The following is a 10970-nucleotide window of genomic DNA, read 5'->3' as shown; positions in this document are numbered from 1 at the left end:
GTGGTCGGAGGCGTCGATGGTCCAGGTGAACTCACCGGCCTGCTCCGGCACCGTTGCCGTGATCGACTGATCCCCCTCCGACACCGGCGGATCCGACGGCCCGGAGTCCTCGGTGGTCCAGGTGAGGGTGAGGGGGGTGGCGGGCTTGGCTGCGTCGCGGGCTCCGCCGGAGGTGAACCAGTACGAGGACTGCCCGGTGAGCTGCTGGAAGTCCACGAAGTCCTGGGGGAACGCACCCCAGTACGCCTGGTTGGATCCGGTCTTGGCCGGCTGCCCCGTGGCCCCGGCCGGCACGGTCACCGACGTGCCGAGGTAGTCCGGCGTCACGGTGAACCCGGACGATCCCAGCTCCACGTCGCTGAGCTTGGCCAGCGTCACGGTGGTCGCCGGGAGCGGCACCCACTTGCCCGGGTCGTTCATGTCCGCCCCGAAGCCGCTGGCGGTGGCGGTCAGTGTCCCGGTCCCGTCGGCGTCGACCGTCAGCGTCGGGTCGGTCGCCGACCAGTACGTCAGACCGCCGTAGAAGACGGAGGTGAAGGAGCCCGTCCAGTGGATCGACGCGGTGTGCGCGGCCGTGTCGATGCTGCCGGTGCCCTTGCTGAACACCACCCGGTTGCGCGTCAGGGAACTCGTCGAACCCGCCGACACCGGGGCCCCGTTCGGGTCCTGGCACTTCGTCGCCCACGTCGGCGCGCTGTAATCACCGGCCGTGTTCGGCTTCTCCACGGTGACGTTCCCGTCCTGCGTGGAGTAGAAGCCGTCACCCTGCGTCCACAGACGCGACGACCCGGTGTTCCCCGCCTTCCCCGCGGACAGGAAGTTGCAACCGCCGAAAAACGAGCCACCCCCCTGCTCACCACTCAGCCCCCACGCGAACGACGCATCGGAGACGGACACCGAAGCCGCGGAAGCCGAACCGGCCCCAACGACCACCACACCCGCCGCCGACACCACACCCACCACCACACCGGTGAGGGCGCGGGTGACGAGGCGGGCCGTGCGGGGACTGATTCTCGCGCCGGTTCGGCGCGTGTTGATTCGGTACATTGGGTTCTTCTCTCCTGTAGAGAATCAGGCGGGTCACGTGGTGTCCCGCTGGTCAAGGGGCTGGGCGGGCGTGCCTGGCCCCTTCGGCTTGCGTGGGTGTCCGGCCCAGGCGGGCGGCTTCACCCCCTTTGCCTCTGGCGGGCTCTGTAGGGGCCGGCAGTCAGCGGTGAACGCCGGTGGTGCGCCTGCGGCGTCGGGCGAGGACGAGCAGGGCCGCGCCGACGGTAGTGCTGGCCGCGGAGGCCGCGGCGGTTGCGGCGGAGACGGCGCCGATGCCGGTGCTGGCCAGTTCGCTCGGCCGGAACTGCAGGTCGGGGACGAGTGCGGAGTCGTCGCCCGCGCCGACGGTGTCCGATCCGCCGGCGGTGTCGTCGGGGCCGAGGTTGGGCGCGGCAGCAGTCCCGGTGCAGCCGGTCAGGTGCACGGTCGCGTCGTCAAGTTCCTGGCCCTTCTGGTAGAAGCTGCTCCCGTTGAAGGTGAAGGCATTGGTGTCCTGGATCGCGGTGTGCATGGTGCGGGTGATGCCCGAGGTGCCGGGTTCCGCGGTGTCGCCGGACAGGTCGAGGGAGGCCAGTGCGACGTCGTTGCGCGCGTCGGTGGTGGGCTTGGTGTCCGGGGCGCTGACGGTCAGGCTGATGTCGGCGTAGAGGGTGCCGGTCCTGCCGCGGACGACGAGGCGGGGATCGGCGATCGCGATCTTGAAGTAGTGGGCCGGGTAGGAGTAGGTGACGCGGCCCGCGTACTGCGCGGTGAAGTCGTCGGGCGAGGTGTAGGCGGGGCTGGACTCGAAGGGCCACTGGTAGGTGCCGGTGGTGTTCTTCCCCACGACGGCCATGTCCTGGGCGAGGATCTTCAGCCCGTCGTCCACGGTGATGCTGTTGCCCGCGGGACCGCCGACGTAGGAGCGGAAGCTCCTCTTGAAGCCCCAGGTCAAGCTGCCACCCTTGACGGCGTCGGTGACCGCGCAGCCTTCGGTGGTGCCGGTCGTGCTCTGTGCCGATGGGCTGTGGGCCGGGGTGGCGGGGGACGGCGGGGTGGTGGAGGCCGCGGGTGTGCTGCTGGGCACGCTGGGTGTGGAGCTGCCGGTCGTGCTGTCGGTCCGGGTGGTCCAGGTGAGGGTGAGGGGGGTGGCGGGCTTGGCTGCGTCGCGGGCGCCGCCGGAGGTGAACCAGTACGAGGACTGTCCGGTCAGCTGCTGGTAGTCCACGAAGTCCTGGGGGAACGCACCCCAGTACGCCTGGTTGGATCCGGTCTTGGCCGGCTGCCCCGTGGCCCCGGCCGGCACGGTCACCGACGTGCCGAGGTAGTCCGGCGTCACGGTGAACCCGGACGGGCCCACGTCGACGTGGCTGAGCTTGGCCAGTGTCACGGTTTTGGCAGGGAGCGGTACCCACTTGCCGGGGTCGTTCATGTCCGCCCCGTAACCCGTCGCCGTGGCGGTCAGGGTGCCGGTTCCGTCGGCGTCGACCGTCAGTGTCGGATCCGAGGCCGACCAGTAGGTCAGCCCTCCGTAGAAGATGGACGTGAAGGATCCCGTCCAGTGGATCGAGGCGGTGTGTGCGGTGGTGTCGATGGTGCCCGTACCGTGGCTGAACACCACCCGGTTACGCGTCAGAGAACTCGTCGAACCTGCTGACACCGGGGCACCGTTGGGGTCCTGGCACTTCGTCGCCCACGACGGCTGCGCGTACTCACCGGCCGCGTTGGGCTTTTCCACGGTGACGTTCCCGTCCTGCGTGGAGTAGAAGCCGTCGCCCTGGGTCCACAACCGGGACGATCCGGTGTTGCCCGCCGTGCCCGCGGACAGGAAGTTGCAGCCGCCGAAGAACGAGCCGCCTCCCTGCTCACCGCTCAGCCCCCACGCGAACGACGCATCGGAGACGGACACCGAAGCCGCGGAAGCCGAACCGGCCCCAACGACCACCACACCCGCCGCCGACACCACACCCACCACCACACCGAGTACGGAGACGATGGGCGTGCGTCTGCTGGTTGTCCGGGTTGTCACTTCTCCCCCGTTTCGGTGGGCGTCGCGGTGCGCTTGCGTCGGCGCAGCAGAAGGAAAGTCGCCAGTGCGGCTACGGCCACGGCGGCACCGATCACCGCCAAGCGGCCTCCGCCCGTGGTAGCGGTGGCGTTGACGACGGTGGTCGTCGAGTCACCGGTGACCGGCGGGGATGCGGCGGGTAGGCCGGTGGTCCCCTGCGGAGCCGTGGGCGAAGGCTCCGCGGCAATGGAACTCGCGGCCGAGGGCTGTTCGGTGGGGGCGGTGGTGTGCGTCGGTGTCGCGTCTGGCCGGGGGGCCTTCGTGGTGGGCGCGTGCTTCGTCGGGGTGGTGAAGCGGACGGGCGTGAAGGTCTCGTTGTCGGGGTTGGCCACACCGTGCGCGCCGATGGTGATCACTCCGCACTGGACCTTGCGGCAGTCGATCTGCCGGATGCTGCCGTCGCGGCCCTTGGCGGGGAAGACCGCTCCCGGTACGACCAGGGTGGCGTCCCAGGTGCCGTCGGCCTTGAGAGTGCCGCCGTTGGCTGCATAGGCGGTCGGGTCGCCGGGGAAGGCGACGAACCGCTGGTAGCCGTGGTTGTCCTTGGTCTCGGAGTCCTGGACGTAGACGTAGTCCTCGCCGCTGGTGCCTCCCTGGCTGGGCTGCCAGGTGCCGCTGACGGTGCCGAACAGGACGTAGATGCCGCCGAAGCCGTTCTTGACGGACTGGAAGCCGGCGCCGTGCAGGCGCAGTTCACTGGCGTACTCGGGATCGGCTGTCGTCGGGGACACGGTGACCCGGGCGGCCGCCGTGGCGGGGGACGCCGGCACCAGGACCGCGGTGGCCGCCATCAGGGCGGCGATGAACAGGGCCCGCAGCAGGGGGCGTCTGTTCATCGGCCGGGCGGGTGGTGCCGTGCGGAGGTGGAGGGGTGTGGTCATGGTGTGGGCGTTCCTTTGCTGTGCCGTCGAGGTCCGACCATCACCGCGCCGCTGGCGGGGTGCCGGTACACCTCGATGGGAAGCTGATAGACCTCTTCGAGCAGTGGCTCGGTCAGTACGGCCGCGGGTGCGCCTCGTTCCACCAGCCGGCCGGCGTGCAGGACCGCGATCTCGTCGGCGTAGGCGGCGGCCAGTTGCAGGTCGTGCAGGACGGCCAGCACCGCCTGCCCGCTGTCGGCGCAGGCCCGGGCCGTCTCCATCAGCTGCTCCTGGTGGCGCAGGTCGAGGGCCGCGGTGGGCTCGTCGAGCAGCAGTACCGAAGTGTCCTGGGCGAGGACCCGGGCGAAGGACGCGCGTGCTTGTTCCCCGCCGGACAGCGTGGGGTAGCGACGGTGGGTGAAGCCGGTCATGCCGGTGGCGGTCAGGGCGCGGGCGATCGCGTCCTCGTCGTGGTCCTCGGCGTCGGTGCCGGCCCAGGGGGCCCGGCCCATTGCGACGATGTCGGCGACGGTGAACGGGAAGGCGAGCGTGGCGCGTTGGGGCAGGACCGCCCGCCGGCGTGCGAGGTCGGCCGGATGGGCCGTGGCGACGGTCAGGTCACCGAAGCGGACGGTCCCGGTCGTGGGGGGCTGGTCCCCGGCCAGCAGGGACAACAGGGTCGACTTGCCCGCGCCGTTGGGGCCGACGACCGCGAGCAGGGTGCCCGCGGCCAGGTCGAGGTCCACGTCCTTCAGCAGCCATGTGCCGCCGATCCGCAGGCCCAGTCCCCGGGCGGACAAGGCCACCGTTCCCGGCTCCGGCGGCTGCGGCAGAGGTGCTCTGCGGCCGGTGAGCCTTCCCAGCGTGGCGCGCGGGTTCATATCCATCCCCCCGCCCGTGCGCGGGTGGTGCGCAGCAGCCAGAAGAAGAAGGGGCCGCCCACCAGGGCGGTGAGCATGCCGATCGGAAGGTCGGCGTAGGCGATGACGGTTCTGGCGACGACGTCGGCGGTGGCCAGGAGCACGGCGCCGCCGAGCATGCTGGCGGGGATCAGGACCCGATGCCCGGGACCGACCGCCATGCGCACCAAGTGGGGGACGACCAGGCCGATGAAGCCGATGATGCCGCTGAAGGCGACGGCCGCGGCAACCATGACGGCGATGAGCACGATGGCGGTCACGCGGAGCCGTTCGACGTTGACTCCGAGGTGCCGGGCGGACCGGTCGCCGAGGGCGAGCAGGTCGAGTCGGCGTGCGAGCAGGCAGGCGCCGATCAGGCCGATCACGGCGAACGGCGCGACGCTGCCGACGTAGGCCCAGCGGCTGCCGTTGAGGCTGCCGAGCTGCCAGAAGACGATCTGGTCGCGGGCGGTCTGGCTGCCGAAGAACATGCAGAACGCCAGTCCGGCGCCGGCCACGGCGTTGATGGCGATCCCGGTCAGCACCAGGGTGACCACCTCGGTGCGCCCGCCGGACCGCGACAGCAGGTAGACCGCCAGCACCGCGGCGAGCCCGGCCAGGAAGGCCGCAGCCGGAACGGTGAACTGCCCGACGACGTCGATACCGGCGACGATCACGAACGCGGCGCCGACCGCCGAGCCCGCCGACACTCCCACGACACCCGGCTCGGCCAGCGGATTGCCGAAGACCCCCTGCATCAGGGCTCCGGCGGTCGCCAGGACGGCGCCGACGACGAGCGACATCACGACGCGGGGCATACGGATCTGCCACAGAGCCGACTCGGCGAAGGGGTCGCCGATCGGGTGGCCCAGACCGAGCGGCCCGGACAGGCGGTGCAGTACCGACGTGGCCACGTCGCCGAATCCGATCCCGTACTGCCCGAGCGCGGCCGAACCGAGACCGACCAGGACCAGGGCTGCGCCGAGCGCGGCGAACAGGGTCACGCGCGCGGTCCGTCCCGCGGGGGTGACCACCTCGGCGGCCGCGCCGGGGGGCCCGGCTGGGGCGGGTTCGCTCCTGGGGTGGGCGCCGGTGTCGAGTGCGGTCATGACGCCGCTCCCGCGTGGGACGGGGCCAGCGAGTCGGGTGCGTAGACAGCGCGGGCGAGCGAGTCGAGTACCGGGGCGGTCAACGGCCCGAAGGACAGCACCTGGTAGTCGCTCATGTCCACGATCCGGCGATGCCGCCCGGCCGGGGTCTGCGCGACGCCCGGCAGGCTCAGCGCCCCCTGGACGCCGCCGACGGAGCGCAGTCCTTCACTCATCATCAAGATGACGTCGGGCTTCGCCTTCGCCATGGCCTCGGCATTCAGCGGGGTGAAACCGTTGATACCGGCCTCACTCGCCACGTCGACCGCTTGCAGCGCCTTGATGAGCGAGTCCGCTCCGGACCCCTTGCCGAACAGGTAGTACACGCCGGCCTGACCGCGTGCGTAGAGGAACATCACGCGCGGTCGCCGCGCCGCGTCGGCCGGGACGACCTTCGCGATCTGGGCCTGCTCGGCGGTGATTTCCTCGTGCAGCCGGTCACGGAGCCGCTCGCCTTCGGCCTTCACTCCCAGTGCGGCGGAGACCTCGTCGACGAGGGTGCCGACGGTGTCCAGCGAGCGCTTGGCGTCGACCACGACCACCGGTACGCCGGAGTCACGCAGTTGGAGGACGACGTTCCAGGGCCCCAGGGTGGTGTCGGTGATGAGCACGGTCGGGTGCAGGGCGAGGATCGCCTCTGCGTTCAGCTGATGTCCGCCGCTGGTGACCAGCGGCAGCTTCGCGGCCGCCGGAAAGCCCGTCGACTGGTCCCGGCCCACCAGGTGGTCGCCCAGGCCGAGCCCGTACACGGTCGCGGCAAGGCTCCCGTACAGGTCGAGTGCCAGGATCCGGTCGGTGCTCTTGACGGTCACCTTGGTGCCCTGGACGTCGGTGACCGTGGCCGGCAGTACGGGGCGGGCCGCCCGGGTCACCGGGGTGATGTCGGCGTCCGCGACGGTGGCCGTGGTGGGACCGCTGTAGGAGCGGGGGTCGGCCAGCGGGCGCACCTGGTTCCACGGGACGGTGTGGCTCGCGCCGGTCCGGCCGGGACGGGTGGCGGGGGCCGGTGAGTTGCAGGCGGTGAGGAGTACCGGCACCACCAACAGCAGCCCGAGCAGAGCGCGTCGGGGCAGTGGTGTGCGCGGTGCGGGTGGCACGCCGTGGCCGGTGGCGGATGACGGCGGACGCGGGGGCCGGGGCTGTCTGTTGCCCGTCACAGGACTTGCCTCCATTGGGGCGACGGGGGCGGATCGGGCACCCGTCCGATGACGTCCGCGGCGCGCGCGGACATGGTGATGGACGTTTTGGGCATGCCAGGGCCAAGGTCCGGGCCGTCCTGAATCAACCCCCGTTGAATTTAGGTAAGGCTAACCTATCCATACGGTGGGTTGAGACCCCGGCCCCCCGCGGTCCGACTCCGCTCAGGCGGTGAGCGGAAAGAGCGCGTCGAGGTCGGCGAAGACGGCACTGTTCAGGGCGAAGGCGGTGCGGCATTCCTCCACCACGCGCTGCTTCTCCAGTTCGTCCACGGGCAGGGCGTCGAGGAGGGCGCGGTACTGGCGCTTGAAGGCGGCGGGGTTGTCGATGCCGTCGAAGACGTAGAAGCGGACGCCGTCGCCCTTGCGCTCCAGGCCCCATACCCTTTCCGCGATGCTCCGGATGACTTGACCGCCCGAGAGGTCGCCGAGGTACCGGGTGTAGTGGTGCGCTACGTATCCGGCCGGCCAGGTCATGGCCACCTCGGCGATGCGTTCCGCGTACCGCCGGGTCGCGGGCAGCGGCGTGACGCCATCGCGCCACTGGTCGCCCAGCAGATGCGTCAGGTCGCGTTCGAGAGCGGCGACCCTCATCAGTTCGGGCTTCAGGAAGGGGCCGGCGACCGGGTCCTGGGCCAGCGGTCCGGCGGCCTCCTCCAGTGCCTGGTACACGAAGAAGAGCTGCTCGGTGTAGCGGGCGTAGGCGTCCACGGCGAAGCGCCCGCTCAAGAGGTTTTCGATGAACGGTGCGTTCTCGGCCTCGGTGTGTCGATCATGACTCGCGGTGCGAATGACCGTCGAGAAAAGGGATGTTGTCAAGGTTCCTCCCTGGTCGCGCTCGCAGCCATGCTTGCAACTTAGGGCGCCCTAAGTCAATATGTTGCCGACGACCTGTCGGCATGATACATAGGTGAGGCTATCCTAACTTCGCAGGACAGGACCGGGCCCCGGAAGGCCTTGATCCGCCGCGCACGAAGGGGCTTGGGCTGCTCCACGTGGTCCACCGGCCCCCGAAGCACGGGGCGACGATGTTGTCGACGTCCGGCGAAGGCAGTGCCCGCATTGGCCATGACCGGCTCGCGGGCCGCACCACGGGGGCCCGGGGCAGGCCGCACGCCGGCCCCTCCAACAGCCGAATTCCCCTTCGACGAGCGGACTTGACAGTGCGTCCCAGACCCCTTCCCGTACGGATCACCGTCGGGCTCGCAGCACTCGCCACAGCACTGGCAGTGGCCGCACCTTCATCGGCCCGCCCACCTTCGGCAAGAGCAGTCCAATCGACGGCCACCGACGGCACCGTGGCCGCCCAGGCCGTCCGGACCGGCAAAGCCGCGGCATCCGATCCGGCGTTCGCAGCGCAGCCCCAGCCGCAGACCGTGCCCGACGGCGGCTCCGTGACCTTCTCGGTCGACTTCCCCGGCGCCCGCCTGTACACCTGGTACCGCACGGACGCCAAGGGCAGCGTCCCGCTGCCGGGCAGCAACACCGCGAACTACACCTTCACCGCCAACTACGCCGACAACGGCGCCACGTACTCGGTCAAGGTCTTCGACAGTGCCTTCACCCAGCACACCTCCGACGGAGCCCGGCTCACGGTCACCCCCGTCGCGGCCGGCGTCGTCGAAGCACCCCACGACACTTCTGTACAGGCCTACCAGACCGCACGGTTCACCGTCGGCGCCGGCGGCACCGGCCCGTTCACCTACCGGTGGCAGCGCCAGGACTCCACCGGCACGGCGTGGTCGGACATCGCCAAGGCCACCGGCGCCGACTACGCCTTCAAGTCCCGCCCAGCCGACGACGGGGTCCGGTTCCGGGTCATCGTCGACAACGGCCACGGCCCTGCGGCCACCTCCCCGTCGGCCGAGCTCAGCGTCATCTCCGGCGGGGGAAGCCTCGCCCCGGTGAGCCACGCGAGCCTGGAGTGGGGCGTCAACAACATCTACCAAGGCGGCAACCCGGCCAACGCCGGCTGCAACTTCTTCTCCGCCGGAACCCAGCAGAAATTCCAGGACCGGCAGGGCGACGTACGCATCATCCACCGCGTACCCGACGGCACCGCCCAGGGCATCTCCGACGCCACCAAATGCATCCCCAGCGCCGGATCGCGGCTCAACCAGCGCGTCCTGTTCACCGAAGGCACCGGAACCGCCAACCCCGTCACCGGTAAGGCGACGATCCACTGGGACGGCGCCTTCACCGCCAACGCGTACGCCGGCATGGTCACCTGGTACGTCGAGGACCCCACCCTGACGATCGCCGAGGACGGCACCGGCACGCTCACCGCCACCAGCGGCGGCATGGGCTCCAGCCGGGACAACCCGGGCGAGACCGAGCCCGTCCCGCCGCGCCAGGTCACCGTCGCGACCTTCGACCAGATACGCCTCGACACCACCACGGGACCGGACGGCGGGGTCCAGATCTCGCCGCAGTTCTCCGGCGTCGACTACTTCCCGCTGCACGACGGAGTCCGCTCCACCACCTCGGCCATCACCGGCTCCGTCAAGGAGGCAAAGCCCGACTGGGGTTCCTGGCCCGAGTCGTTCGTCGACTTCCAGTACGAGACCGGCCTGTCCAGCTACTGGCACACCAGCGGTCTCAGCGACGACCCCGACAAGCCGCCCTTCGACCTCTCGGTGCTCTTCGACTCCGCCCCGGACGTCAAGGACGTCCCGGTCATCCTCGCGAACCCCACCACGACCGCCGCCGCCCCCTACATCGAGGGCCGCGACCTCACCGTCACCGCCGACATCGACGGAGACGCCGACATCCAGTGGGAGCACGCGAACTCGGCAGGCGGGCCCTGGTCGGCCATCGACGGCGCGACCGCGGAATCCCTGACCATCCCGGCCATCGACTCCTCCTGGAACAACACCTACGTCCGCATCGTCGCGACCAACAGCGACGGCCAAGCCGCCTCCACAGCCCTGCTGCTGACCACCGCGCCGTACTCCACGCCCACCTTCTCCCAGCCACCACGCGATCTGGCCGCCATCCAGGGGACCAACGCCATCGTGACGTTCCATGTCACCGGCAACCCCGCCGTCGACCCCGACACCATCACCCTGGAGCGCAGCGACGACCACGGCACCACCTGGAAGCCCTGGACCGGCGCCGAGTACACGCAACCCATCGTCGGCGGAACCCAGCAGTTCACCATCCCCGCCATCCCACTCGGCGCCAACGGAGTCTCCGCGCGCATCGTCGCCGCGAATGCCGAGGGCGCGAGCACGGTCTCCGACACCTTCTCCGTCCGGGTCTTCCGGGCCACGGGCAAGCCGCAGATCGTGACACTGCCCGGCACCGCCGTGGACCCAGACGCCTCGACCCGGCTGACCCTCATCGGCGCAGGATTCGACATCCCCGACTGGCCCAGCCCCACGCTCACCTACTCCCTCGACGTCGGCCTCTTCGACACCGAGGTGTGGCAGCCAGGAAAGCCCGGGAACCGCAATTGGATCGCCACGTCCCCCGACGCCAGCGGCGGGCAGCTCTACTACGACTCCATGCAGACAAGCGGCGGCGCCTTCACGATCTCCCTGACCGTCCCGGCCGGGAAGCTCCTCCCCGGGCACACGTACGGCATCGGCGCCTTCCTGCGGCTCACCGACACCACGACATGGAAGGACACCTTCGACGACCGATCCCTGGACGCCTGGTCCGCACTGGCACTAACCACGGATCCGCCGGTGTCGGAGGGGGATCAGTCGATCACGGCAACGGTGCCGGAGCAGGCCGGTGAGTTCACCTGGACCATCGACGCCTCCGACCAC

Annotated in this window: 8 protein-coding genes; 1 reads left to right on the top strand and 7 read right to left on the bottom strand. The window is 70.4% G+C overall.

The genetic code is table 11. The features are described from left to right. The 7 genes from ABZ883_RS42815 to ABZ883_RS42785 all read right to left on the bottom strand — a co-directional run. The coding region (locus ABZ883_RS42815) for a hypothetical protein (protein WP_360917678.1) at nucleotides 1–1047 on the bottom strand (1047 nt) is incomplete at its 3' end. Nucleotides 1048–1207: 160 nt separating this feature from the next. Continuing rightward, nucleotides 1208–3055 carry an HtaA domain-containing protein gene (locus tag ABZ883_RS42810; protein WP_360917675.1) on the bottom strand — a complete coding sequence of 616 codons (1848 nt, stop codon included), beginning with the start codon at nucleotides 3053–3055 and terminating at the stop codon, nucleotides 1208–1210. Further along, a complete protein-coding gene (locus tag ABZ883_RS42805) occupies nucleotides 3052–3975 on the bottom strand; it encodes a hypothetical protein (RefSeq protein ID WP_360917672.1) in 924 nt (307 codons plus the stop codon). The genes ABZ883_RS42810 and ABZ883_RS42805 overlap by 4 nt, the downstream gene beginning before the upstream one ends. After that, on the bottom strand, nucleotides 3972–4760 hold the full coding sequence (locus ABZ883_RS42800) for a heme ABC transporter ATP-binding protein (protein WP_360917669.1): 789 nt from the start codon (nucleotides 4758–4760) through the stop codon (nucleotides 3972–3974). Before ABZ883_RS42800 ends, ABZ883_RS42805 begins: the two co-directional genes overlap by 4 nt. A 71-nt stretch (nucleotides 4761–4831) precedes the next feature. After that, entirely contained in the window at nucleotides 4832–5962 is a 1131-nt protein-coding gene (locus ABZ883_RS42795; protein ID WP_360917666.1) for an iron ABC transporter permease, read from the bottom strand. Beyond that, the gene (locus tag ABZ883_RS42790; protein WP_360917663.1) at nucleotides 5959–7098 is read right to left on the bottom strand and encodes an ABC transporter substrate-binding protein; all 1140 of its coding nucleotides are present in this window, start codon (nucleotides 7096–7098) and stop codon (nucleotides 5959–5961) included. Before ABZ883_RS42790 ends, ABZ883_RS42795 begins: the two co-directional genes overlap by 4 nt. 264 nt (nucleotides 7099–7362) lie before the next feature. Next, nucleotides 7363–8016, bottom strand: a complete 654-nt coding sequence (locus tag ABZ883_RS42785; protein ID WP_360917660.1) for a biliverdin-producing heme oxygenase — start codon at nucleotides 8014–8016, stop codon at nucleotides 7363–7365. Between the two features lie 479 nt (nucleotides 8017–8495). Here ABZ883_RS42785 and ABZ883_RS42780 point away from each other — a divergent pair. Beyond that, nucleotides 8496–10970, top strand: a 2475-nt coding sequence (locus tag ABZ883_RS42780) for a hypothetical protein (RefSeq protein ID WP_360917657.1), incomplete at its 3' end; no start/stop codon positions are given.

It is taken from the genome of Streptomyces sp. NPDC046977 (assembly GCF_040644455.1).
Taxonomy (GTDB): domain Bacteria; phylum Actinomycetota; class Actinomycetes; order Streptomycetales; family Streptomycetaceae; genus Actinacidiphila.
The sequence above is the reverse complement of the archived record's forward strand: the minus strand, read 5'-3'. Positions and strand labels throughout refer to the sequence as shown.